This is a genomic window from Endozoicomonas sp. ISHI1, assembly GCF_024606225.1.
Taxonomy (GTDB): Bacteria; Pseudomonadota; Gammaproteobacteria; order Pseudomonadales; family Endozoicomonadaceae; genus Endozoicomonas_A.
Genome location: NZ_JAGRPU010000036.1, coordinates 1 through 24,327 on the forward strand (window position 1 = coordinate 1; position 24,327 = coordinate 24,327).

The following is a 24,327-nucleotide window of genomic DNA, read 5'->3' on the forward strand; positions in this document are numbered from 1 at the left end:
AACCTTGATAATTATGGTCGAGACACGTTACAGCTCGACGTTAAACCCTACGCAAGAGTGGAGTTAGACACGATTCGTCGTGCATCCACGGTGACGGCGTAGATAAGTCTACATAATTACAGATTATATTAGATTTTTAGTAGCGGTATTAGCGGTTGGATGAGGAGGTCATTACGTGCAGTGAATGATTATATTGGATAATTTAATGTTTTGAATTATTTTAGTTTGTTACATCTCGCAATAAAATAAGCATGAGGCATAACAAAAAAAGAGCAAATTGCTGATGTATGAAATAATGGAAAGCCAATTGGCTCGCATAAAACAATCCGGCGAATACAGAATATTTACGGACATCAATCGCATTGGAGGCAATTACCCTTGCGTGAGCCAGAGTGAACAAGGGTTGTAAACATGGATAATTACACGCTTTCACAGATCTTGGTATCCATCGCTATTGTGTTTGACCTGTTGTCTTTTCAGTTCAAAATACGCAAACAGGTGGTGTTGTGCCTGTTTATTGCGGGAGCGTTGATTGCGACGCACTTTTACTTACTCAATGCTTTCACAGCGGCCGTGGTTATGACGATTGCGTCAATACGCTATCTGACCAGTTGCTTTACGTCTCGGCCCGGGGTAAGAAACCTGTTTTTGATTATCAATGTTGTGACACTCTTTGTTACCTACGAGTCTTTCATCAGTCTCGTGGCGTTCGTCGGCTCCTGCCTGCAAACGATAGGCGCATTCAGTAAAGACGATCGTGAGATGAGACTGATCATGATGGTGGGGGCGGTAGTTTGGTTGAGCCACAACGTTCTTGTCCTTTCCCCGATGGCCGTCGTCATGGAAGTGCTGTTCCTGCTCAGTAACATCGTGGCCTACCTAAGGTTCTACAACAGGAGTCCAATAGTGACAAAGTCCGAGTACTGAGCTTTACCTCTGTTTCATTCCAGTCAATGAACAGACACCTGGCTCCCATCGCTTAAGCACCTCATTGAGGTGCTCTCTGAAGTGGTGTGTCATATGTGACTACTGACACCAAATGTTCCGTTTGCTTTTTTGCTCTGGGTCAATAACGGGTTAATCTCCTTACGAAACCTTCACAACACAGTTGAACTGGTGCATTGTGACCGGTTACATTTCGTCCCAAACCATACGCTGCCCATCAAGAGTCTGTCTTTTTGAGTTCCACGGGGTTTTGATTAAGGTTTGTGCAGTGACGTTAAAATCTAAGGGGTAACTATTTTGAACATTCTTGGCTATATGCAGAGATTGGGTAAGGCATTAATGCTGCCCATCGCCACTCTGCCTATTGCGGCAATTCTGCTGCGTCTGGGGCAGCCTGACCTGCTGGATATTGCCTTTGTCGCAGAAGCGGGTAACGCGATCTTCAGTAACCTGCCTTTGCTGTTTGCGATGGGTATTGCTGCCGGACTGTCAAAGGACGATGCCGGTGCTGCGGTGCTGGCGGGTGCAGTGGGTTATTTTGTACTGACTGCCGGGGCCAAGACCATCAATGCTGACATTGATATGTCATTCTTTGGCGGCATTATCGCCGGTATCATTGCCGGTCACAGTTACAATCGTTTTCATGCGGTAGCTCTGCCACCTTACCTGGCGTTCTTCGGCGGCAAACGTCTGGTTCCGATCATGACCGGTCTGATTGCCCTGGCTGTCTCTGTAGTAGCAGGTTATGTATGGCCAGTCATCCAGTCTGCCATTGATGCATTTGCTAATGGAATTTCTGAGTCTGGGCCTATTGGGCAGTTTGCTTACGGGGTGCTGAACCGTGGCCTGATTCCGGTAGGTCTGCACCATGTTGTGAACTCTGTTTTCTGGTTTGGCTTCGGTGAATTCACCAATGCTGCCGGTGAGGTAGTAACGGGTGATTTGCCTCGTTTCTTTGCCGGTGACCCCACTGCCGGTACTTTCATGGCGGGCTTCTATCCGGTCATGATGTTCGGTTTGCCTGCTGCTGCGCTGGCTATGTATCTGGCGGCACCTAGAGAAAATCGTGCCCGTGTGGGTGGTGTTCTGCTGTCTGTCGGTGCAACTGCCTTTCTGACCGGTGTCACTGAGCCTCTGGAGTTCATGTTCGTATTCCTGGCGCCAGGCCTCTACGCTGTTCACGCAGTGCTGACCGGACTGTCTCTGGTGGTCACCAACATGTTTGGTGTTCTGCATGGCTTTGGCTTCTCTGCAGGTGCGCTGGATATGGCTCTGAACTGGGGGCTGGCTACCAAGCCTGTGACACTGGTGTTCATTGGTCTGGCCTTCTCTGTTATCTACTTCTGTGTGTTCTACTTCGCCATCAGGGCTTTCAACCTTAAGACCCCGGGCCGTGAAGATGAGGAGCCGGAGGCAGTAACATCTTCTGGAGCAGTCAGTGGCTCAGAGCGTGCTCTGCGTTATATTGAACTACTGGGTGGAGAGGACAATCTGACCTCTGTTGAAGCCTGTATCACCCGTCTGCGCCTGACTCTGGCCAACCGTGACCTGATCAATGAAGCCGGTCTGAAAGCCTTGGGTGCCAAAGGGGTGGTGAAGCTTGGCGAAAATAACCTGCAGGTGATTCTCGGGCCTCAGGCTGAAATCATTGCGGGTGAAATAAACGCTAAAATGCTGCGCTAGCAGCCTGTCGGACTTAAGGCTGTCCTACTGCGGTTGCAATAAATTGGTCTAAAAATTCCTGCTTCTTCGTCAAATAGCTCGCTATTCTCCTCAGAAACAGAAATTTTTATCCTCAATTTCTTGCAATCCTCGCTACGGACGCTTAAGTCCGACAGGCTGCTAGGAGCCTGACCGAGAATAGTCTGCCCTACTGCGGCGGCAGCAAATTGGTCTGAAAATCCGCTTTTGTTCGTCAAATAGCTCGCTATTCTCCTCACAAAACCGAATTTTCATCCTCAATTTTCTACCGTCCTCGCTACGGGCGCTATTCTCGGTCAGGCTCCTAGTAGGTGGTGCGCTAAAAATAGCCGTTTTGCCCTGGCTCAAAGAAGGTTTTGATTTTTCTTGCCTGCGAAGCAGTTTAGTGGAAAATCCTGATACCGTTTTGGTTGAGGCTGGCTGATTCTTGGGTCATGGCGTGGAGTTTACTTAGGCTTAGCACCACTGGCTGAACGAATCAATATGTCTTGTCGGCTTTTGTTCTGCTCAAGTTACAGAGAGACCGAATATGTTTAAGAAAGATGTTGTAATTACTGCTGAGAATGGCCTTCATACTCGTCCGGCTGCTCAGTTTGTCAAAGAAGCCAAGACCTTCGAGTGTGACATTAAGCTGGAAGCTGGTGGCAAGCAGGCCAGTGCCAAGAGTTTGTTCAAACTGCAGACCCTGGGTCTGACTCAAGGCTCAACAGTGACCATCATCGGCGAAGGTGACGGAGCTGAGAAGGCTGTACAACACCTGGCAGAGTTTATCGTTACATTGAAGTAAGCTTTATGCTGGCCCGGCCTCTACGGCCGGGTTGTCTTTCGGAATAAATCAGTTGTCAATCAGGATGATTAAGTCGTTCACTGACGAAATATTTTCTGGTGCAAAAATGCCTGTAATACTAAAACGGTTACGGGTATCCTCTAAGAAGTATCACGTACCGGGTGTGTTTGAACAAATGCATCGGGACGATGTCATCCATAAGACATGAATGAAACGTGTTTTCGGGTATGTTTGATGGATAACAAGCGGGTAACGCGCACTGGTGAGTGTAGGTTGTCAGGTGTTGTTAACTGCTGAAATATGCTGGGTTTCTCCTTCAGATTGCCGTCTGTAGAGAGAAATCCGGCTGTTTGTGCACCCTTGTGTGTGCACAACGACCCATCAGGAAAGATTTACTGGGGGGGCGATGTTTTCAAGTGTGCGACTTTGTGTGTCTTGATGAGCGTATTTGTAACGTCGTTCCAATCCTGTGTCAACCCCTGATGGCCTAATATGGATAACTTTTGTTGTACTCCCTGAATAAAAGTGTCCTTTGGTGTGACTGTTTGTTGGGCAGGGTTATTAGTTCTGTCGATTGTTGAAAAAAACTGTGAGCCCTTGTAAGACAAGGGGTTTAGGTATTTTCACGAAGCTGAATTTACACCGGAAATCCTATCTACTAATCGAAGTAGCGGGTTATCCCGCTGTGACTAAGGGTATTGGAGACGTCATGATCAAAATCGCAATCAATGGCTATGGTCGTATCGGTCGCAACGTTCTGCGTGCGCTCTATGAAGCAGGTCGTCGTGAAGAATTCCAGATTGTTGCTATCAACGACCTGGGTGATGCGAAAATCAATACTCACCTGACCAGGTACGATACCGTACACGGTCGTTTCGACGCTCAAGTTGAAGAAGGTGAAGGTGCACTGTTTGTCAACGGTGACGAAATCAAGACATTCTCTGAACGTGATCCCTCTAATCTGCCCTGGGCTGCTCTGGGTGTTGACGTTGTTTTTGAATGCACCGGTGTTTTCCGTTCCAGGGAAGCTTGCAAACCTCACCTGAATGCCGGCGCGAAGAAAGTCATCATCTCTGCTCCTGGCAAGGAAGTGGACGCCACCATCGTTTATGGTGTTAACCATGACACCCTGACTGCAGACATGACCGTTATTTCTAACGCTTCATGCACTACCAACTGTCTGGCACCCATTGCCAAACCACTGAACGATGCTTTGGGTATTGAAAAAGGTCTGATGACCACTATTCATGCCTACACCAATGACCAGCGTCTCAGCGACGTATACCACAGCGACCTGTATCGTGCCCGAGCGGCTGCACAGAACATGATCCCGACTGCTACCGGTGCCGCTGCCGCTGTTGGTCTGGTGGTTCCTGAGCTGAAAGGCAAGTTTGATGGAATGGCGGTTCGCGTCCCTACCATCAACGTATCTCTGGTAGATCTGAGTTTTGTCGCCAGTCGTGACACTTCCAAAGAAGAAGTCAACGAAATCATTGCTAATGCAGCCAAGTCTTCCGATGCGATGGGCAAGGTACTGCACGTGAATTACGAGCCTCTGGTTTCCATGGACTTCAACCACAGTCCATTCTCTTCCAGCTTTGATGCCACCCAGACTCGCGTACAAGGTAACTTGGTGAAGGTGATGTCCTGGTACGACAACGAGTGGGGCTTCTCCAACCGTATGCTGGACACAGCTAAAGCTCTGCTGAGTGCCTGAGTTCAGGTGATTGAAAAGCCTCGGTGATGTGAGGCTTTTCAGATTGATGCCGATGCTCTCATAGCAGGGCGTTGGATGTCCGGGACTAAACAGCAAAAAGAAGAAGGTGTATATGAAGCTGGCTGAGGATTAAACACTCAAGCCATCTTCCGGATGTCGGGAAATTGGCATGCCATCTATAATGGGTTCAGATTGGCATGCTGGCATTTCAGGTACACACTCTCCTTTTTGTTGCTTTATCAAGATTGAACAGATGCAGGAACAAAGGCAGGTGTTTTTATTGATTACCCGTCAAATGTTTCTCACTTGAAAATTGTTATCAAACTGCCGTATGGCATTTATGCCCCGGTCGACTCTCCCTTCAGGCAGTTTTATCGTGCTGGGTCGGTTCGTGGCGAATTCGCGAGAGGATATCATGCTCAGACGCACAAAAATCGTTGCCACACTCGGACCTGCCACAGAGTCCGAAGAACAGCTCACCAAGTTGATTGAAGCCGGTGTCAACGTTGTTCGACTGAATTTCTCTCACGGTGACGCTGATGATCACCGTGTCCGTGCAGAGCGCATTCGCAGTATTGCTGCCCGTCTGGGTCGCAGTGTTGCGATTCTCGGTGACCTGCAGGGGCCCAAAATTCGTATCGGGCGTTTCCAGAATGGCAAGATCTTCCTGCCGGACGATGCGGAATTTGTTCTGGATGCCGAACTGCCCATCGATGCCGGTGATGAAACCCAGGTCGGTCTTGCCTACAAAAATCTGCCAAATGACTGCAAGGTAGGTGATGTACTGCTGTTGGACGATGGCCGTCTGAGCCTGCAGGTTAAGACTATTAAGGGTTCACGCATCGTAACCACCACTCTGGATGGTGGTGAGCTGTCCAACAATAAGGGTATCAACCTGGCCGGTGGTGGTCTGTCTGCCGATGCCCTGACCGTGAAAGATAAGGAAGACATCAAGCTGGCCGCTTCTCTGGGTGTCGATTTCCTGGCAGTGTCTTTTGTGCGCAGTGCGGCTGATGTCGAGCAAGCTCGCAAGCTGCTGGGTGAAGCCGGTGGTACAGCTGCCATTCTGTCGAAGATTGAGCGTGCAGAAGTGGTTCAAAGCTTTGAATTGCTGGAAGAAGTGATCAGGGCCTCTGATGCGGTGATGGTTGCTCGTGGTGACCTGGGTGTGGAAATCGGCGACGCTGAGTTGATTGGTGTTCAGAAGCAGATGATCAACGTTGCCCGTCGCCTGAACCGTCCTGTCATTACAGCCACACAGATGATGGAGTCCATGATTCACAACACTCAGCCAACCCGTGCTGAAGTGTTTGACGTGGCTAACGCCGTTCTGGATGGCACCGACGCTGTCATGTTGTCCGGTGAAACGGCTACAGGCAAGCGTCCACATGAAGTCGTCAAGGCTATGGCCCGTATCTGTCAGGGTGCTGAAAAACATCCTGAAATGATTTCCGGAAGCAGCCTGGACAAGGCCTATGCCGGTGAAACCGATGCAGCCATTGCGCTGGCAGCCATGCACGCGGCAAACCGTCTGGAAGGTGTAAAAGCGATTGTTTGTCTGACCAAAACCGGTGCGACTCCTCTGTGGATGTCCCGTGTTAACACCAGCCTGCCTATTTTTGCCCTGACCCGCTACAAAACTACTGAGCGTCGCGTTGCACTGTACAGGGGTGTTGAGTCAGTCGCTTTTGATAGTGGCAGCCAATACGGCCCCGAAGTCAATCAGCGTGCTATTGCCGAACTGAAAGATCGTGGCCTGCTGGAATCCGGTGACCGTATTATTCTGACCAAGGGTGAGTCCTGTGAAGTTGAAGGCGGCACCAACACCATGCAGATTGTTACTGTGAAATAATTTCAGTCAATACGGGCATGTTGACTGGGCAGCATGCCTGATGCATTCCCTGACGGGATTTAGGAGACGAGCAGATCATGGCAGAACTAAAAAAAATTGGTGTGCTTACCTCAGGTGGTGATGCCCCGGGCATGAACGCCGCCATCCGTTCCGTAGTGCGCAGCTGTATCTTTTACGGGGTTGAGCCGGTAGCTATTCATGAAGGTTATAAAGGTTTGATTAATAACGACCTGGAAGTAATGAACGCGCGCTCAGTGGCCAATATTATCAATCAGGGTGGGACTTTCCTGAAGTCTGCCCGCTGTCAGGAATTCCGTGCTCCGGAGGGGCGGGCTGCTGCTTATAAAAATGCCCGGGCTGCCGGGCTGGATGGACTGGTTGTTATAGGTGGTGACGGTTCCTTCACCGGGGCCATGCTGCTGGAAAAGGAACATGGTCTTTCCTGTATTGGTGTTCCCGGCACCATTGACAACGATATCTTCGGAACCGATTTCACCATTGGTTATGACACTGCCTTGAATACCGTGGTAGAGGCGATTGACAAGATTCGCGATACTGCAACCTCTCATAATCGTCTGTTTCTGATCGAAGTAATGGGTCGGGATGCAGGCTTTATTGCATTAAATGCCGGTATCGCCGCTGGTGCAGAAGAGATTTTGATTCCAGAAGATCAAAAGTCTGTGGATCAATTGATGAGCTCTCTTGAGCAAAGTGGCAGAGCCGGGAAAACATCCAGTATCGTAGTGGTTTCAGAAGGTGATAAATCCGGTGGTGTCTTTGAACTGTCCCGGGCTGTGGAAGAAAACTTCCCGACTTATGAAGTCAAAGTAACTGTGCTCGGTCATATTCAGCGTGGTGGCAAGCCCAGCTGTTATGACCGCGTTCTGGCCAGTCGCCTTGGAGTGGCTTCTGTGGAAGCTCTGCGTGAAGGTGTCAGTGGTGTGATGGTGGGTGTTCGTGACCAAAAAATTGTCCATACCCCTCTGGAAAAAGCCATCAGTAAGCACAATGCGATTGATGGTCATCTGCTAAAAGTAGCGGATATCGTCACCGTATAGATGGTCTCTAACTGCTGTTGTTTGTCGCTTCAGCTGTTAATCTGGAAAGGAATCGGGAGCTTCAGTCGGGTCAACTGGCCAGATTAATCAAGGGCTCCTAAAATAAACGCGTCCGAAGTAGAAGGTGAAAGCGATGGGCCTTTTTGACTCTCTGAAGAAAAGCATTGGGCTAAGCGCCGATCAGGGAACGGTGATCAAGGCACCGCTGACCGGTGACATTGTGCCGATTGAAGAAGTACCTGATCCTGTTTTTGCCGACAAGGTGGTGGGTGATGGCATCGCAATTGATCCTACTGGCAACGTGATGGTAGCGCCCTGTGATGGTGAGATTGGCAAAATCTTTGAAACCAATCACGCCTTCAGCATGGAGACGCCCACCGGGGTTGAGCTGTTTGTTCATTTTGGTATCGATACCGTCGAGCTAAAGGGCGAGGGCTTCAAGCGTATTGCCAGCGAGGGCCAGCAAGTCAAGGCTGGAGATCCGGTCATTGAAGTGGATCTGGACTTTCTGAAGGAGAAAGCCAAGAGTGTGATTACACCCGTTGTGATCTCCAACATGGACGATGTCGCCTCTCTGGAAAAATCTTCGGGCTCTGTTGTCCAGGGCAATGACAACCTGCTGGTTGTCAAAATGAAGTAGTTGTTTCAAACAGGCTGTTATTTTCGGACTTGACATCCTCCCCGCCCTAAGGAGGGTGTCGCAAAGTACGGGGTTTTGCGCTTGTTCGATAATGTCTGTCAGTACCTTGAAGCCGACACACCAGCGGCTTCCAAAATCCCCAACTTCACCTTAAAGCCTTTCAGCGTTTCCTGACGGTCAGAATACCTGACCGACACGTTAGTGACGACCTTTCTTCCTTATTCTATTCTGTCCGCGATTGAACCCTCTGGAAAACTCGTGGTCTCAATTAAAAGACAGGTATGAGTTAGAAATGCAATTCTGCGCCTTTTAAAGCAATGTGTTGTGAGCTCCTGTCATCACTGTATTCCCATAACAAAAAAACTGTGCGATTAGACTAAAGGAGGTGTATATGAAAGGAGTTGTGTCGCTTTTAGTGCTGGTGGTTACCGGCTTCCTGCTGCTGATTTTTTCATTCCAAGAGGTACCTGTGAGCCCGAAAGAAGATCGGGAGGCTGAGAACTTGCAGGTTGTTATTGACGAGTTGGACTCTGTCAGAAGAGAGACTGTGTCCCGATATCTGGACGGAGACTCTCTGTTAGGCGGGAGCAGTTACGAGTCTTATGCCCAGGCCCGCGAGGCTCGCTTGAACCGTATGACCCATCAGGAATTGGTGGCAGAACTCAAGCGTATGGAAGCCGAGCATATCAGGCAGGCTGCGCGCCTTCCTGATATCGTTCTTCCACCGGAGGAAGAATCCGCTCGGGGGGAAGAGGCATGGGGCCTGGATGACACCGTTAGAAAAAGCTCAGGCACCGGGTGTATGGGAGCAAGATCAGCCTACTCATCTTATATGTCATCTTATTATGATGACCTTATCAGGTATCAGTCACAGGGTTGTTTTGATAATTTTTCTCATTCTGTACCTTATTTCTTTATGGACCCAACCCATGAGGAATACACTGTTACCATGCCTGCAGCGATTAGCGATGATGAGCCTGAAAGCTTCACGGTCAGGGTCAGTCCGGGCAAAATGGAAATGCTGAAGCAAAAGCAGAAGCTGGACAAGATGCTGATTGATGATGTGCTCAGAATGACGGGTGAATTGCCCTGATTGATGGTTTAATAAGTAGTTAGTGTCGTTTTTTTAAAGGTGGGTCTGGTTCAAGGTTGCCAGATTTCTCTCAAATCTCCCCGTTATCGCCTGAAGATCATTTCAGTTTCGTGAGATTTTATTTGTAAAGACTGTGTTTTCCTGAGCGATCTGTGACAATCTGGTTATTATTGTCAGAGTTGTCCTGTCTATGTCATCGCTGACGTTCAGCGGCAGGCCATCTATAAAAGACATTTAATGCTATTTTTTTAGCGCTAGCAGCATCAGGAGTCACACATTGCCAATCCCTGTCGAGATCTGCGTCAACAGTCTGAATCCAGACTATGTTTACCGCTCTGTTGCAGCGGCCTGCAAGGGTGGCGCTGCACGTATAGAGTTGTGTGGTGATATGTCCTTAGGAGGTACCACTCCCACAATAGAAGCTCTCGAAGCTGCCCGGGAAGCCTTTCAGGATCGTTGTGGTTTACAGTGCATGATCCGCCCCCGGGGTGGCGATTTTTCATTCGGTACCGAAGAAATTTTGCTTATGGAACGGCAGATCTGTGATGCCGCCAAAGCGCGTGCTGATGGTGTCGTCATAGGTGCTCTTGCACTTCCCGGCAATACCATTAATCGTGATGTACTGGGGCGACTGGTCGACACCGCCAAGACCCGTAATCTGTCCGTGACGTTTCACCGTGCACTGGATGCTACACCCAACGTGTTTGAGAGTCTGGATATACTGATTCAATACGGTGTGGATCGTATTCTGAGCAGTGGTACAACCTGGAGTTCTGCTGACGGCGCTTTTGAAGGCGTGAGGATGCTCGAGCAACTGATGTTGAAAGCCGAAAACAGGTTGGAGCTGGTCGTCGGTGGTGGGGTTGGTCCGGACAACGCCGGGAAGATTCTTCAACAACTACCCGTAGAAATTCATTCGACCAGCATTCATGCGTACAGCAGTGTTCTTGATGAGGGAGAAGTATCGGTTGAGAGAGTGCGTTCCCTCTGTACAGCAGTAGAGTCTTTTCAGTAACCCGGTTTACATGGATTGAATGACTTCTTCCATCTCGGTTCGGATGTTGTCGGATTGAGTGCCAAAGATGGCCTGCATATTCTGACCCACCACGACAACAGCCGTGGCTCCCAGTTGTTTAATGGCTTCCTGGTCAACGTCGTCAGGGTTGTTAACCGTGACTCTCAAACGAGTGATACAGGCATCCAGATTCTTAATGTTTCCCTTGCCGCCAAAAGCCAGAATAAGGTCTCTCGCCAGGGCGCTGGATGGAACCACTTTGGCTGAAAGTTCAGCTTCAACTTCACGTCCGGGTGTTTTGAGGTCCAGCAGGGTAATCATGACCCTGAAGATCACATAATAGAGAACTGCATAGACCAGACCCAGGGCAATAATCCAGAGGGGCTTGGTGGCAATGCCGAAGTAAAGGAGATAATCGATCAGGCCGTTGGAAAATGACATGGCCATCTTAATATCAAGATAGTTGGTGATGGCATAAGCCAGTCCGGCCAGCAGGGCATGAATGCCATAAAGTACCGGGGCGACAAAAAGGAATGAAAACTCTATGGGCTCTGTAATGCCTGTGAGCAATGAAGTGAGAGCCGCTGACAGCATTAGGCCACCGACTTTTTGTTTGTTCTCTGGCCTGGCGCAATGCCAGATGGCAATGGCCGCAGCAGGCAAGCCAAACATTTTGAAAAGGTAGCCACCAGCCAGGAATCCGGCAGTGGGATCACCGGCAAAAAAACGTGCAATGTCGCCTCTAAAGACATTACCTGATGGATCAATGAATTCACCCATCTCCATCTGGAAGGGCACATTCCAGATATGATGCAGGCCAAACGGAATCAGGGCACGTTCAACCACACCATAAACAAAGCCTGCCATGACCGGGTTTTCAGTCACCGACCATTGTGAAAAGGCGTCAATAGCACCCTGAATAGGGGGCCAGATAAAGCTCAGCAGGATGCCGAGAAAGACAGCCCCGATGGCGGTGACAATGGGAACAAAGCGCTTTCCTGCAAAGAAGCCCAGATAATCCGGAAGTTTGATCTTGTAATAGCGATTGAACATCCAAGAGGCCATGATACCGACAATAATTCCACCGAAAACACCGGTATCAATCGTATCTATGCCCATAATAGAACTGGGTTCTACTCCGAGCTCTGCGGCCATGACACCCATGGTTCCCAGCATGACCACGAAGCCTACAGTTGCCGCCACTGAGGAAACACCGTCATTATCAGTAAGGCCAATGGCAGTACCAATAGCAAAGATAATGGGCAGGTTTCCGAAGACCATGCCACCCGCCTGGGCCATGATGCTGGAGACGAGATCTGGAATAAAATCGAAGCCGGCACTGCCTACGCCCAGCAGTATTCCCGCAACAGGCAGAACGGCTACAGGCAGCATCAACGCCCGACCTATCTGCTGAAGTGTGCCGAATGCAGATTTGACCATTGGAGAGACTCCGGGGGAGAAGATTCTAATCTGAGAGCAAGCTGAAGATGGGTAAACTTATGGAAGAATAGACCAAACGGCCGTGAGCGTAGAAATAACATTTACTTCCATGGGCGTGTTGACGGCCAGAGTATCTCCAGCTCCCTCCGGGAAGCAAAAGCTACGCATGATCCGCCATTCATTACGGCGATTCATTCATCCTGATGCAGGTGAGATCTTTTTGTCCGGCATCCTTTGTGACGAGTTGCTTTACTGCCTGATCAGACGCCTGTCATCCTGCCCGGCCCGGTCACTACTGCGCCAGGGGTTAATATCCAGTCCTCCCCGGCGTACATAGCGAGCATAGACGGTCAGAGATTCCATTTCGAAACGGGCCCGGATCTCTGTGAAAACTCTTTCCACACACTGCTCATGAAATTCCTGATGCCCCCGGAATGAACAGATAAACCTCAAAAACGACTCATGACTAATGGCTTCACCTTTATATTGGACGACCACGGTACCCCAATCTGGTTGCCCGGTAACTGGACAGTTGGACTTCAGCAAATGAGAGTGGATGGTTTCTTCCCGGGTGCCTTCAGCCTTTTGCAAGAGGTCAGGCTTATAGTCATAGCAATCAATGGCCACATCCAGCTGATCTACGCCAATACCGGGAGCCGGTTTGAATCCGAAAACTTCCATTTCGGCAATCGTCATCAGCTTTACGCTAACCGGTGCACCTGCCGCTTGACTGAGATCCTTTTCCATTAGCGCCTGAACCTGAGACACAGAGTCAAACTGAGTCTGGTTGAATGAATTCAGGTAAAGCTTGAAGGACTTTGATTCAATGAGACAGGGCGAATGGCACGGCAACTCAAAACGACCCACCATTGCCAACGGCTTACCCTTTTTATTGAGCCATGACAGTTCATAGCCATGCCAGACATCACTGCCAACGAAAGGGAGATTTTCCGGGTCCAGCCCCAACTCCAGCTGCTTATCCTTACGGGGAATGGGAAACAAAAGTTCCGGATTATACTCCGCCTGGTACTCACTGTTTTTCCCCAGTGGGGAGGCATTCACTAATTCACTCATAATTTCACACTCTGACTCAACTCTTTCTGCCCCATAACCCGGCCAGTTCTGCACTCTCCACATTCAGTTTCGCAGGCCTTTGCCCACTCGCAGGAGATGAAGGGCCCATGTGGCCATGATAACGATAGCCAGAACCATCACAACAAAAGCCCAGCCAGTGCTGATACCGCTGTCCTGCCCGAGGATTCCATAACGGAAGGCATTCACCTGATAGAGGATAGGGTTCAACAGTGAGATGGAGCGGAATGGCTCGGGAAGAACGTCTACTGAGTAGAAAACCCCTCCCAGGTAAGTAAGTGGAGTTAATACAAATGTCGGGATGATGGCGACATCGTCAAATTTTCTGGCAAACACTGCATTGATGAAACCACCCAATGCAAAAAGAGTTGCAGTCAGAAAAACGGCCAGCAGGGTAATAAGAATATGATGAACCTGAAGCTCCACAAAGAAGGCTCCCAGCAGCATAACCAGAACACCAACATAGAGCCCCCTGACAACACCGCCCATAGTGTACCCGGCCAGAATCACCCAGTTCGGTACCGGTGACACCAGCAACTCTTCAACACTCTTCTGAAACTTGTTGCTGAAAAAGCTGGAAGCCACATTACTGAAGCTGTTGGTAATCACCGCCATCATAACCAGACCCGGTACGACAAAGGTCATATAATCAAAGCCACCCATTTCGCCCACTCTGGAGCCAATCACGGCACCAAAAATAACGAAATACAGAGACATGGTGATCGCTGGCGGCAATAGGGTCTGTGGCCAAATGCGCATGAAACGACGAATTTCTTTACTGAAGATCGTATTAAACGCGACCAGGTTATACTTCCACTCACTCACCGTGCGCTTCCCCCTTCTCAGCTGCACTGCCTTTAGTTTGTCCCGAAGAGTCAGCTCCCGAAGCGTCTGTCGCCGAGGCATCAGAAGTTAAATTGACAAACAGCTCTTCAAGCCGGTTGGACTTGTTTCTCATACTGGCTACTTCAATACGACATTCACTCAGCTGCCTGAACAGGTCATTCACTCCCTGATGCTTGCCAACCTCAACTTCAATGCTACGGTTATCCAACATCTTGACGGTATAACCTGCAAAGGTAGGCAGATATTCAATCGGCTTTTTCAGATCCAGCACAAAGCTCTCTTGTTGAAGCTTGCCCAACAAAGCCTTGGTACTGGTGTTCTCGACAATCTTGCCACTATCGATAATGCCAATATTGCGGCAGAGCTGCTCAGCCTCTTCGAGATAATGAGTGGTCAGGATAATCGTGGTGCCCTGCCCATTGATGTCCCTGAGGAAGTCCCAGAGAGAGCGACGAAGCTCAATATCAACACCGGCGGTCGGTTCATCAAGAATCAGTAGTCTGGGCTGGTGAATCAGGGCTCTGACAATCATCAAACGGCGCTTCATACCGCCGGACAACATTCTTGAGACATTGTGTCGTTTATCCCACAGGCCCAACTGCTTGAGATACTTCTCAGAGCGCTGGCGGGCTTCTTTTGCTGGTATGCCATAGTAACCGGCTTGCGTCACAATGATATCTTCAACTTTTTCAAACTGGTTGAAGTTGAATTCCTGGGGAACGACTCCCAGCATCCGCTTGGCCCTGACAAGATCAGTATCAATGTCGTGCCCGAATATTGAAACCTTGCCAGAAGTCTTTCGAACCAGTGATGAAATAATACCGATAGAGGTTGATTTGCCGGCACCATTGGGTCCCAGCAGGGCGTAAAAATCGCCTTCTTCAACCGAGAGATCAATCCCTTTCAGGGCTTGAAATCCATTGTCGTATTGTTTTCTTAGATTCTGTATTTTCAGTGCCTGAGGCATGTTTTTATAGTCCGTGTTATGCAGAGCTTCTTCTCCATCAAAGCCTTTGCATAGTGTCACTCTTGCTTTTACCCTGCTTTCTCTCATCCATCCAGTGAAATCAAACAGAGGCGATTACTCATGGCAGTTACTTTGAACGTTTTTCCGTCATCAGGAAATAGAAAAATATCCTGCTGCTTATGGCTGTCACTACTTATTGATGTATTGATCTGTAGAGCTTCACTCTCTGCAACGCTGTGGCATAGTCCTTGGAAGAGGCTAAAAAGAGCACTGAGAGAGACGCCCAACCCTTCCCCAAAATGAAAAAAGGATGATTTTATTATAAAACGATAAATTAAACGGCATTTTTAAATTATTTTTTCATACTAAGCCCCAATCAACTGAGTCAGTGCTGGTTTAAGTTGTGGATAAGTGAATGAAAATCCTTCAGCCATGAGACGCTGTGGGTAGATATTCTGGCCTTTCAATACCATTTCAGAAGACTCCCCCAACATTCCCCTGAGAACCATGGCTGGCATTTTCAGGAAGGCCGGACGATTAAGAGTGCCGGCCAGAGTCACGGCAAAGTCTTTATTACTGACAGCTTCAGGAGCGGTGGCATTAAAGGCGCCCTCAGCTGAGTCATTCTCCAGCAAAAATTCCAGCGCATTCACCATATCTTCCATGTGAATCCACGACATCATCTGCTTGCCAGAACCCAGCGGACCACCAATACCCAGACGGAAAGGAAGCATCATTTCCCGGAGCGCACCGCCTTCAGGGTGCAATACTACTCCGGTTCTGACCAGACAAACCCGCAGCCCCAAATCCTTTGCACGCACAGCAGCCTGCTCCCAGCGTATACACAGTCCTGCAGCAAAGTCATCCCCAGCCCCGGAAGACTCATCCAGACGGGCAGCATCGTCCCTACCACCATAAAACCCAATAGCAGAGCCACTGATCAGACAGTCTGGCCGGTTTTCCATTCTCTCAGTCAGGTCAACCAATTCTGAAGTCAATGCGATCCGGCTATTGAGCAACTGTCTTTTTCTTGAGGGAGTCCAACGCTTATCCATCACTCCTTCACCGGCCAGATTGACAATGGCATCGAAGGCTTCAGAGGGCTTCACAGCCGACAAGGACTTTACAGGCTTCACTTCAGTGGACAGAAGGCGGTGTACATCCCTGGCATCCTGTCTGCTCAAAATGGTCAGCCGATGCCCTTTTGATAAAAGTCTGGCCACCAGTCGGCGGCCAATAAACCCTGTTCCCCCGGTAATCAGTATCTGCATGACATAAGTCCCGAATAAGCCTTGAAATGAAATGGAGCGTCCTCAGTCTCACGGGATAAAATCCCATGATTCCATATTAAACAGCCATGAGCTTCAGAAACAATTTTTTACTGATGATTTTTATTGCAGAATGAATGAACTTTGAGGCAGATTTTTTACCCATAAAAAAATACCCTGGGTCCCCTCAAACCCGGGTATTTGATCAGCTGGCTTGTCACTGGCTCCCGCTTCTTTTTTTTATGTCCCTTATTCTCTGGCGCTTTTTATTATTTTTCTTGATTGGCCCGAGTGACTTCATAATACGTATTACCTACTACAAAAACCTTGATCTATATCAATAAAGCTTCGGTTTACACCTATGCGAATATCCAGTCACGAATATAAGGCATTTGTCTTTTTTTATTTCACTTTCACTCAAGCAGTCCAAAACCCGGTTTTTTGACTTATGTCAGCCATAATGTCACCACTCCATGAAACCGACTGCATCTAAAAAGACACAGTGTAAACTGAGCGTCCTGACTATTTTTACCGTAAAACATTTTTTGAGTGTTTCGGGCAATTGATCAAGAGTCCGCAAAGCACTCCGGCTAACTGTATACCAGACAGGAGTACGACTATGGATCCTGAGTCCGCTGTAATTGAGATTATCATCAACTCTGGCCAGGCTCGCAGCTGTGCTTACGAAGCTTTGTCCAAGGCAAAGGCTGGGGATTACGAAGGAGCCGAAGAGATGATAGCTCACGCCCGGGAGGCCGCAAAAGGGGCTCAAAGAATCCAGACTCAACTGATCGAGGAAGATCAGGGCGAAGGGAAAAGGCCAATGACCCTGGTGATGGTACATGCCCAGGATCATTTGATGACATCCATGCTGGCTCAGGAAATGGTTCAGGAGCTGATAACACTTCACAAAAAAATCGATCAGAAGCAAAAATGGCCACAATAAAAGACGTCGCTGAGCGAGCAAAAGTATCCCGTGCTATGGTATCCAGGGTACTGAAAAATACCGGACAGGTAACGGAGACAACCCGCCTGTGAGTGGAGTTTGCTATTCAAGAGATGGCTGCAGGTTGTGTGGAAGCCTTTGCTTTTCTCTGTGAATACAGTTTAACGAAACTCGCGAAATTCTCCATCCATAGCCTCTCATTGGGAGCGTAGCGACCTTTGAAGGTTTGGATGGAGATGGATAGCGAATAGCCCGTATAGGGCTGTCATTTCTCCGGCCTCTCCTGTTTCTGTATGTATTCCTTCAGAACTTCCAAAGGCGCACCGTCAGCCGTTATCAAGCAGTACGCCCTTGTCCATAGAACAGGCTTCCAATAATGCATTTTCAAGTGCTTTGAAAACTCTTTTCGGATAAGCCTGCTGGTGACAGTTTTCAGGTTGTTCACGAACTTGCTGGGCATGATGTTCGGATGCAGATCAAGCATTAGGTGAACATGGTCAGCCTCTCCACCAAACTCTTCAAGATCAACCTCCCACTTTTGGCAAAGGTCACGACAGATTTCTTCCAACCTGACCAGCATGGGAGCTGTGAAGCATCTACGGCGGTATTTTGTTACTAACACTAAATGATATTTTAGCTTATAGACACAATGATAGTGGGATTTCATTCTATTACACTAAGTTATTTTGTGTTATTATAGTCGTATGAGAGCATACAAGTACAGAACCTACCCCAACCCTGAACAGCGAGTGCTGATTGAAAAGCACTTCGGTTGCTCTCGTCATGTCTATAACTGGGCATTGTCAGAAAAAGACAAACATTACAAAGAAACCGGAAAGAGCCTGTCAAAGCGTCAGCTTCAGGATCGTCTGGTTGCCAGCAAGAAAGACGACAAAGAATGGTTGACGGACGTCAACAGTCAAAGTCTGCTGGCCTCTCTCGCCAACCTGGATACTGCGTTCACCAACTTTTTTCAGGGTCGAGCCCAGTTTCCAAAATTCAAATCAAAATATTCCGGCTGGCAGTCTTTCCAATGCCCCCAGCATGTAACGGTTGATTTTGAAGCATCGGCTATCAACCTGCCAAAGCTGAAGGGAATAAAAGCAAAACTTCATCGCCCGTTTTCCGGCAAGGTCAAAACCGTTACTGTCAAGCGTTCACCGTCAGGCAAATACTTTGCCAGTGTGTTGGTTGATGATGGTGTTGTTGATCCAGCTCCTGCAACGATTGAAAGAGAAAACACTGTTGGTCTTGATGTTGGGCTGACTGAATTTCTTATTGATAGTAAAGGTAACAAGACTGAAAACCCTCGTATTCTGAAGGCTTCACTGGTTCGGCTGGCAATGGAGCAAAAGATACTCGCCAGAAAGAAAAAAGGTTCAGCCAACAGATCAAAGCAAAAACGCAAAGTCTCCATAATCCATGAAAAAATAGCCAACCGTCGCTACGATTTCACGCACCAGGCAACAGCAAATTTGGCTGACAAAAGCCACGCAACCACCTTTGCTGTAGAAGACCTCAATATCAAAGGCATGATAAAAAACCGTAAACTTGCCAGAGCAATACAGGACGCAGGCTGGGGAATGTTTCTGACGACACTGGAATACAAGTGTCGTTGGAATGGCAAGAACCTGATTCGGATAGGGAGGTTCCATCCGAGTTCCAAACTGTGTAATTGCTGCGGCTATAAAATGGAAGCCATGCCCCTGTCTGTGCGGGAGTGGCAGTGCCCAAATTGTCAATCTGTCAATGACAGGGACATAAACGCCGCCTGTAATATCCGTGATATTGGTTTAGCTGATTCGCTGGGATGCAGCGTTTGTATAAAGAGTTCCCCTGTAGCAATATCTGTCAGCGCAGGTGCTACAGCGAAAGGTGTTGAGAGTTCTCAGCGTGGGTCGCAAGAAGCCCCCACTAAAGCTGCTTCAGCGGCTTAGTGGTGGGAGTACATCACCCCGTAAATTAATCATCAAAATAAATAGAAGGATGAGGAGGGCAGAGCACGCCAACGAATGCACCAGCGGCAAAACCAGCAAAATGACTAGCAGCAAGGTAGCCATAAAATGCATAAGCTATAGGGCAGCTGGCAAGGCTAATAGAAAAACCTATAAACCCGTAAGGTAGTACTTCAATTACGCTATTTCCCGCTCCAAAAACAGCTCCGGATAGAGTAGCTGTGCGTACACCAGCAGCCAAAGCGGTCATAACATCACCAGTCTCAGCCAAACCACTGTAAATATTAATAATGCCAGAGGTACCAATAAGAGTTGCCCCAATAAGAGCAGAGCCAGCAGCACCAATAAAAGCATTAGTAGCAATTTGAGATATTCTGGTTACCCGTTCACGCAATGATCGAGGAGGAGGCATATTCTCAAAAACATATGACGGCACCGGAGCCCTACAGCTAGGACAAGTCTTGGAATGGCCATACCATATAGCAAGACATTTTCTTCCAAAAACATGAGATTCATGGCACGGGAGAACCACTTTTTTATTCTTACATCGAAGATCTTCATTATCTTTTTCATTAAAAGACCCGAGACAGATTTGACATGCATCCGAAACACTCATTGTCATAAAATAAGTTCCATTTCTGTTCATTAGTAAATAATGAGATAAAAAACTGGCAGAAAAGTTCCCCAAATTTTATGACTTACCCTGTGAAAAGCCATAACGATGCCAGGCGGAAGAACCGTTGCCTCGTCTCAGCTTTGCTCGCTACTTTTGCGACAGCTTCCTCCGTGGGAATGACGCCCTCCTACTTAGCGACCATTCTGGCAATATCATCATGCTCCATGCCACTCCGGGCGAAGAAGTGCTTGAGACGATTGCACCCGGAGCCGGTCCCGGTACGTGCCCCAAAGTTCGGGCAATACGGGAAAGGTTGACTGAACCCATCTGCATGAGGCCAAAAATAACCAGCGCAATAAGGTCAATACAGGATTGATGCCCAAGAGAGGTTTCAAGATGATTTGCCAGTAAATGGGGGCTTGTCCCCTGCAGAGGTCGTCAAGTTGCAAGATCAGTCATTTGGTCCATATATATTCTTCAGCATATGGAGGTTATTGGCTGATATGAAAAAATATATAGCTCTGACTGCTCTTTTTTGTCTTTCCTGTAAGAGTGTTGCCACAGGCTATGTTATCCGCAGTCCTTATGACTACAATTCTGTGGCTAATTTTGTGCTTCAATCAAATGGCTGGGGTATTCTTTGGGTGTCCATCCGGCAGCAGGCTTTTCCATACTGGGTGCAAGGCTTCCCCGCGCCAACAAACTTTTTCCCTAGTCATATGGGTATTATGATTCGAGGCTGCATGTATTATGTTGAGGTACTGGATTACTTCTCTCCCTAGCAGCCTGACACGGCCATTCCAGCTGACGCCTTCGGCGGAGCTGAATGTCGTCGGGGATAGCGGGGGCTGCCCGACTCAGCGCTCGACGGGCTGCAGGGGGATAATGTAATCTTCCCAATCCTCTTCAGGCACTGAGCTTTCTGATTGCGCAAACGCCCCGATGGAAATGCCAGCCAAATGAACGCTGTCCGGGTTTCCGGATATCAGAGGGTGCCAGTCGCAAAGCGGTTTGCCTTCGGCCAGAAGTCGATAGGCACAGGTGTCTGGCAGCCAGTGAAAATGAGGAATATCACTGGCTGTCAGCTTAAGGCATTCAGGGACTTTTTCCTTGCGGTGTTCATAATCTGAACACTGGCAGCTATGAATATCCAGCAGCTTGCAGGCCAGAGAGGTGTAGTGAACCTCTCCTGTATCCTCATCTTGCAGCTTTTGCAGGCAGCAGCGACCGCAGCCATCACAGAGGCTCTCCCATTCATCAGGAGTCATCTGTTCGAGGGATTTGGTCTGCCAGAAAGAGGTTGTCATACCGCAATAGTGTTCATTTAATGTGAAGTAGTGCAATTACCGGCAGAAAGTAACGAACTAATAGCCATGAAGCAACTCTAATTCCTGACAACTCTCACAAACATCAAGAGCAACTTCCAATAATAAAGGGTCTCGCCTTTTTAGAAGAATGCTCTTTTCTGAGTTTTTGCAGGGCAGTCAAAGAAGTAAACAGTTCGAATACAGGCCGGGCGTTGTTGGCGTCCAGAAAACGCAACTGATCAGCTCCTGCATCCATGCAGTTGTGCGGTTGCGATAAATTGGCCTGAAAATTCATGCTCCCTCGTCAAATAGCTCGCTATTCTCCTCGGGATCAGAAATTTTTATCCTTAATTTCTCGCAACCTTCGCTACGGACACATAAGTTCGACAGGCTGCTAGTCTTTCCATTTCGGCCAGTTGAAAATCGCTTTCACTTGCTCATATTGGGGCAAGCCTCTTGACGTAGACATGGACGAGAAAGCGCGGAACAGCTCCTCATTGAATCCATGCTCATACTGCTGGTCTTTCGATTCCAGCCGACTCAGCGTGTCTTTCACTTCCTGCTGATGCTTGGGCAAGCCTCTGCCATGATTCCTGGACGCGTAGTAGAGGAACAGCGCCGTATTGAACTTGTCATCCCGTCTCCATTCAAGCCAGCCCAGCACCACTGTCACTTCCTCATGTTTGGGGAAGCCTTTGCCATGATTCATGGACGAGAGGGCGAGGAACAGCTCCGTATTGAACCGGCCATCCTGGTCTCTCCATTCCGGCCAGTCCAGCATTAGTCTTACTTCTACGTGTTTGGGAAAGCCTCTGCCATGATTCATAGACGAGACGGCAAGGAACAGCTTCGTATTGAACTCGCCATCCTGGTCTCTCCATTCCGGCCAGCTCAGCAGCACTGCCACTTCCTCATGTTTGGGAAAGCCTTTGCCGTGATTCATAAACGAGACGGCGACGAAAAGCTTCGTATTGAACTTGCCATCCCGGTCTCTCCATTCCGGCCAGCCCAGCAGCACTGTCACTTCCTCATGTTTGGGAAAGCCTCTGCCATGATTCATAGACATGACGGCGAGAAACAGCTCCGTATTGAACTTGCCATCCTGGTCTCTCCATTCCGGCCAGCCGAGCAGCACTGCCACTTCCTCATGTTTGGGAAAGCCTCTGCCATGATTCACAGACGTGACGGCGAGGAACAGCTTCGTATTGAACTTGCCATCCTGGTCTCTCCATTCCGGCCAGCCCAGCAGCACTGCCACTTCCTCATGTTTGGGAAAGCCTCTGCCATGATTCACAGATGTGACGGCGAGGAACAGCTTCGTATTGAACTCGCCATCCTGGTCTCTCCATTCCGGCCAGCCCAGCAGCACTGCCACTTCCTCATGTTTGGGAAAGCCTCTGCCATGATTCATAGACATGACGGCGAGAAACAGCTCCGTATTGAACTCGCCATCCTGGTCTCTCCATTCCGGCCAGCCCAGCAGCATTGTCACTTCTTCATGTTTGGGAAAGCCTCTGCCATGATTCATAGACGAGACGGCGAGGAACAGCTCCGTATTGAACTCGCCATCCTGGTCTCTCCATTCCGGCCAGCCCAGCAGCATTGTCACTTCTTCATGTTTGAGAAAGCCTCTGCCATGATTCATAGACGTGACGGCGAGAAACAGCTCCGCATTGAACTTGCCATCCCGGTCTCTCCATTCCGGCCAGCCCAATACCTCTTTTACTTTCTCCTTATGTTTGTGCAGGCCTTTGCCATGATCCATGCACGAGAAGACGAGGAACAGCTTCGTATTGAACTCGCCATTCTTGTCTTTCCATTCAGGCCAGCTCAGCACCGCTTTCACTTCCTCATGTTTGGGAAAGCCTCTGCTATGATTCATAGACGAGATGGCGAGGAACAGCTGTGTATTGAAATTGTCATTCTGGTCTTTCCATTCCGGCCAGCTCAGTATTGCTTTCACTTCCTCATGTTTGGGCACACCTTTGCCATTGTTCATGGATGCAAAGGAAGTTAATACATTCAAACTGGCTAAATATGCGAGTTCATCCTGGCTACGTTCGACAAAATCAGAGATATGTTCTTTTCTATTCTTCAGCATGTCGGTCAGCACGTCAGTATTTTTGATGCTTTCAGTAAGGTGCCCAAAAAAAGCAATGGCATTATCGAAGAAACCATTAAAAGAATTTCTCTCTACGAAACCAAGCAGCCTGTAAAAAGAGTACTTAACCGTGATGTTTTCTTTCTCGAATACCACCATCAGGGATTGCACTTTTTCCAATTCTTCATTGGTTAATTCGTATTCGATATTCTCTTTTACTTCTTCCAATGGTTCATTTTTTTTACTCTCAGTCCCCGGCGGGCAGTTGTCACATAAAAACGCTGAAGCTGATTCCTCATTAGCTATACGCTTTAATTCTTGTTGATTCAGTGGCTTGTTACACTTCGAACAAGTTGCAACCGAACTTCCAGTGTCCTGCTCAGCCGAGGGTTTCAGTGGGTCATCGCCCCCACTACCACTGTCGTCTTCTGAATCGGTTTCCTGGCCAGGGACGGCGGCTTGGGAAATCTGGCCGGATTGGCCTGACCCGCCTGTTGTCGCAGTCGACGATGCTGCAGTCGTTCGGGAGGGGTGACCCTTTTTCCCGGAACCCGCCTGACGGCCAGAACCTTTACCAGAAGTGATCTCACGGTAAATACTGAGTTCCTGATCATTATCTGCCAGCCATGTTTGAAGCAGTCCTGGATCAATCGTGGCAGGGTCTGACCTTTCCAGATCCATAAGATCCGCTTCAATCACCATGATCCGGTTTGACAAAACCCGAGCTAGTGTTGTTTGGTTTTTATTAGTAGATAATTGTCGTTTTAATCGTAGCTTACGAAGCAGTTCCTTTTTTTTTTGCAGGTATTTTTGAACAGGGCTGAGAACAAGGTTATGGGCAGGCTGGGGCTGTGGATCGGTATTCCAGTTGTTTCCGTCACTTGGCCAAATGGGGAGGGGAGGCAATTGTTGAGCGAGTGGCATAAACCCAGCCGAATGAGGATTGGTTTTTACAGGTTCAGTCAACTTATTGGTATAAAC

Annotated in this window: 22 protein-coding genes; 13 read left to right on the forward strand and 9 right to left on the reverse strand. The window is 48.6% G+C overall.

Annotation, left to right across the window (positions count from 1 at the left end):
* Positions 1 to 411 precede the first annotated feature (411 nt).
* The 9 genes from KBW69_RS18800 to KBW69_RS18840 all read left to right on the forward strand — a co-directional run bounded on the left by KBW69_RS18800 (position 412) and on the right by KBW69_RS18840 (position 10,808).
* Positions 412 to 927, forward strand: coding sequence for a YgjV family protein (locus tag KBW69_RS18800; RefSeq protein ID WP_257254108.1), 516 nt, complete (start codon positions 412 to 414; stop codon positions 925 to 927).
* A 315-nt stretch (positions 928 to 1,242) separates the two neighbouring features.
* Positions 1,243 to 2,628 (forward strand): N-acetylglucosamine-specific PTS transporter subunit IIBC, encoded by a 1,386-nt coding sequence (nagE, locus tag KBW69_RS18805; RefSeq protein ID WP_257254107.1) that lies wholly within the window; start codon positions 1,243 to 1,245, stop codon positions 2,626 to 2,628.
* 547 nt (positions 2,629 to 3,175) lie between these two features.
* Positions 3,176 to 3,433, forward strand: coding sequence for an HPr family phosphocarrier protein (locus KBW69_RS18810; protein ID WP_257253431.1), 258 nt, complete (start codon positions 3,176 to 3,178; stop codon positions 3,431 to 3,433).
* 709 nt (positions 3,434 to 4,142) lie between these two features.
* Entirely contained in the window at positions 4,143 to 5,150 is a 1,008-nt protein-coding gene (gap, locus tag KBW69_RS18815) for a type I glyceraldehyde-3-phosphate dehydrogenase (RefSeq protein WP_257253430.1), read from the forward strand.
* Positions 5,151 to 5,565: 415 nt separating this feature from the next.
* On the forward strand, positions 5,566 to 7,002 hold the full coding sequence (pyk, locus tag KBW69_RS18820; RefSeq protein WP_257253429.1) for a pyruvate kinase: 1,437 nt from the start codon (positions 5,566 to 5,568) through the stop codon (positions 7,000 to 7,002).
* 77 nt (positions 7,003 to 7,079) lie between these two features.
* Positions 7,080 to 8,060: a 6-phosphofructokinase gene (pfkA, locus tag KBW69_RS18825; RefSeq protein ID WP_257253428.1), complete on the forward strand. Its 981-nt coding sequence runs from the start codon at positions 7,080 to 7,082 to the stop codon at positions 8,058 to 8,060.
* A 133-nt stretch (positions 8,061 to 8,193) separates the two neighbouring features.
* Entirely contained in the window at positions 8,194 to 8,700 is a 507-nt protein-coding gene (gene crr / locus KBW69_RS18830; RefSeq protein WP_257253427.1) for a PTS glucose transporter subunit IIA, read from the forward strand.
* A 391-nt stretch (positions 8,701 to 9,091) separates the two neighbouring features.
* On the forward strand, positions 9,092 to 9,793 hold the full coding sequence (locus KBW69_RS18835) for a hypothetical protein (protein ID WP_257281859.1): 702 nt from the start codon (positions 9,092 to 9,094) through the stop codon (positions 9,791 to 9,793).
* 277 nt (positions 9,794 to 10,070) lie between these two features.
* Positions 10,071 to 10,808 carry a copper homeostasis protein CutC gene (locus KBW69_RS18840; RefSeq protein ID WP_257281860.1) on the forward strand — a complete coding sequence of 246 codons (738 nt, stop codon included), beginning with the start codon at positions 10,071 to 10,073 and terminating at the stop codon, positions 10,806 to 10,808.
* A gap of 6 nt (positions 10,809 to 10,814) precedes the next feature.
* Here KBW69_RS18840 and ptsG read toward each other — a convergent pair whose 3' ends face one another.
* The 5 genes from ptsG to KBW69_RS18865 all read right to left on the reverse strand — a co-directional run bounded on the left by ptsG (position 10,815) and on the right by KBW69_RS18865 (position 16,424).
* Positions 10,815 to 12,248, reverse strand: a complete 1,434-nt coding sequence (gene ptsG, locus KBW69_RS18845; RefSeq protein WP_257253423.1) for a PTS glucose transporter subunit IIBC — start codon at positions 12,246 to 12,248, stop codon at positions 10,815 to 10,817.
* A 249-nt stretch (positions 12,249 to 12,497) separates the two neighbouring features.
* Positions 12,498 to 13,322, reverse strand: a complete 825-nt coding sequence (gene queF / locus KBW69_RS18850; protein WP_257253436.1) for an NADPH-dependent 7-cyano-7-deazaguanine reductase QueF — start codon at positions 13,320 to 13,322, stop codon at positions 12,498 to 12,500.
* A gap of 63 nt (positions 13,323 to 13,385) precedes the next feature.
* The gene (locus KBW69_RS18855; protein ID WP_373690717.1) at positions 13,386 to 14,099 is read right to left on the reverse strand and encodes an ABC transporter permease; all 714 of its coding nucleotides are present in this window, start codon (positions 14,097 to 14,099) and stop codon (positions 13,386 to 13,388) included.
* A gap of 58 nt (positions 14,100 to 14,157) precedes the next feature.
* Positions 14,158 to 15,153, reverse strand: coding sequence for an ABC transporter ATP-binding protein (locus KBW69_RS18860; RefSeq protein WP_257253434.1), 996 nt, complete (start codon positions 15,151 to 15,153; stop codon positions 14,158 to 14,160).
* Between the two features lie 365 nt (positions 15,154 to 15,518).
* A complete protein-coding gene (locus KBW69_RS18865; RefSeq protein ID WP_257253418.1) occupies positions 15,519 to 16,424 on the reverse strand; it encodes a TIGR01777 family oxidoreductase in 906 nt (301 codons plus the stop codon).
* A gap of 616 nt (positions 16,425 to 17,040) precedes the next feature.
* On the opposite strand from KBW69_RS18865, the gene KBW69_RS18870 reads away from it, so the two are divergent.
* Positions 17,041 to 17,367: a PTS lactose/cellobiose transporter subunit IIA gene (locus KBW69_RS18870; protein WP_257281863.1), complete on the forward strand. Its 327-nt coding sequence runs from the start codon at positions 17,041 to 17,043 to the stop codon at positions 17,365 to 17,367.
* Positions 17,355 to 17,459 (forward strand): LacI family DNA-binding transcriptional regulator, encoded by a 105-nt coding sequence (locus tag KBW69_RS18875; protein WP_257281864.1) that lies wholly within the window; start codon positions 17,355 to 17,357, stop codon positions 17,457 to 17,459. Before KBW69_RS18870 ends, KBW69_RS18875 begins: the two co-directional genes overlap by 13 nt.
* Positions 17,460 to 17,632: 173 nt before the next feature.
* Here KBW69_RS18875 and tnpA read toward each other — a convergent pair whose 3' ends face one another.
* Positions 17,633 to 18,034, reverse strand: coding sequence for an IS200/IS605 family transposase (tnpA, locus tag KBW69_RS18880; protein WP_257253413.1), 402 nt, complete (start codon positions 18,032 to 18,034; stop codon positions 17,633 to 17,635).
* A gap of 37 nt (positions 18,035 to 18,071) precedes the next feature.
* On the opposite strand from tnpA, the gene KBW69_RS18885 reads away from it, so the two are divergent.
* On the forward strand, positions 18,072 to 19,304 hold the full coding sequence (locus KBW69_RS18885; protein ID WP_257253411.1) for a transposase: 1,233 nt from the start codon (positions 18,072 to 18,074) through the stop codon (positions 19,302 to 19,304).
* Between the two features lie 25 nt (positions 19,305 to 19,329).
* Here KBW69_RS18885 and KBW69_RS18890 read toward each other — a convergent pair whose 3' ends face one another.
* The gene (locus KBW69_RS18890) at positions 19,330 to 20,010 is read right to left on the reverse strand and encodes an RING finger domain-containing protein (RefSeq protein WP_257281866.1); all 681 of its coding nucleotides are present in this window, start codon (positions 20,008 to 20,010) and stop codon (positions 19,330 to 19,332) included.
* 371 nt (positions 20,011 to 20,381) lie between these two features.
* Between KBW69_RS18890 and KBW69_RS18895 the strand changes: the two genes are divergently transcribed.
* A complete protein-coding gene (locus KBW69_RS18895; protein WP_257281867.1) occupies positions 20,382 to 20,720 on the forward strand; it encodes a hypothetical protein in 339 nt (112 codons plus the stop codon).
* Positions 20,721 to 20,795: 75 nt separating this feature from the next.
* Here the strand turns inward: KBW69_RS18895 and KBW69_RS18900 are convergent, their stop codons facing one another.
* A complete protein-coding gene (locus KBW69_RS18900; RefSeq protein ID WP_257253875.1) occupies positions 20,796 to 21,245 on the reverse strand; it encodes a YcgN family cysteine cluster protein in 450 nt (149 codons plus the stop codon).
* Positions 21,246 to 21,639: 394 nt separating this feature from the next.
* Positions 21,640 to 24,063, reverse strand: a complete 2,424-nt coding sequence (locus tag KBW69_RS18905; protein WP_257281868.1) for a hypothetical protein — start codon at positions 24,061 to 24,063, stop codon at positions 21,640 to 21,642.
* Positions 24,064 to 24,327: the final 264 nt, after the last annotated feature.

Excerpts from the sequence above, each read along its gene's own strand:
- KBW69_RS18800 (WP_257254108.1), top strand. The coding sequence starts at position 412 with ATGGATAATTACACGCTTTCACAGATCTTGGTATCCATCGCTATTGTG.
- KBW69_RS18810 (WP_257253431.1), top strand. The coding sequence starts at position 3,176 with ATGTTTAAGAAAGATGTTGTAATTACTGCTGAGAATGGCCTTCATACT.
- gap (WP_257253430.1), top strand. The coding sequence starts at position 4,143 with ATGATCAAAATCGCAATCAATGGCTATGGTCGTATCGGTCGCAACGTT.
- pyk (WP_257253429.1), top strand. The coding sequence starts at position 5,566 with ATGCTCAGACGCACAAAAATCGTTGCCACACTCGGACCTGCCACAGAG.
- pfkA (WP_257253428.1), top strand. The coding sequence starts at position 7,080 with ATGGCAGAACTAAAAAAAATTGGTGTGCTTACCTCAGGTGGTGATGCC.
- crr (WP_257253427.1), top strand. The coding sequence starts at position 8,194 with ATGGGCCTTTTTGACTCTCTGAAGAAAAGCATTGGGCTAAGCGCCGAT.
- KBW69_RS18835 (WP_257281859.1), top strand. The coding sequence starts at position 9,092 with ATGAAAGGAGTTGTGTCGCTTTTAGTGCTGGTGGTTACCGGCTTCCTG.
- ptsG (WP_257253423.1), bottom strand. The coding sequence starts at position 12,248 with ATGGTCAAATCTGCATTCGGCACACTTCAGCAGATAGGTCGGGCGTTG.
- queF (WP_257253436.1), bottom strand. The coding sequence starts at position 13,322 with ATGAGTGAATTAGTGAATGCCTCCCCACTGGGGAAAAACAGTGAGTAC.
- KBW69_RS18855 (WP_373690717.1), bottom strand. The coding sequence starts at position 14,099 with ATGCGCATTTGGCCACAGACCCTATTGCCGCCAGCGATCACCATGTCT.
- KBW69_RS18860 (WP_257253434.1), bottom strand. The coding sequence starts at position 15,153 with ATGCCTCAGGCACTGAAAATACAGAATCTAAGAAAACAATACGACAAT.
- KBW69_RS18865 (WP_257253418.1), bottom strand. The coding sequence starts at position 16,424 with ATGCAGATACTGATTACCGGGGGAACAGGGTTTATTGGCCGCCGACTG.
- KBW69_RS18870 (WP_257281863.1), top strand. The coding sequence starts at position 17,041 with ATGGATCCTGAGTCCGCTGTAATTGAGATTATCATCAACTCTGGCCAG.
- KBW69_RS18875 (WP_257281864.1), top strand. The coding sequence starts at position 17,355 with ATGGCCACAATAAAAGACGTCGCTGAGCGAGCAAAAGTATCCCGTGCT.
- tnpA (WP_257253413.1), bottom strand. The coding sequence starts at position 18,034 with ATGAAATCCCACTATCATTGTGTCTATAAGCTAAAATATCATTTAGTG.
- KBW69_RS18885 (WP_257253411.1), top strand. The coding sequence starts at position 18,072 with ATGAGAGCATACAAGTACAGAACCTACCCCAACCCTGAACAGCGAGTG.
- KBW69_RS18900 (WP_257253875.1), bottom strand. The coding sequence starts at position 21,245 with ATGACAACCTCTTTCTGGCAGACCAAATCCCTCGAACAGATGACTCCT.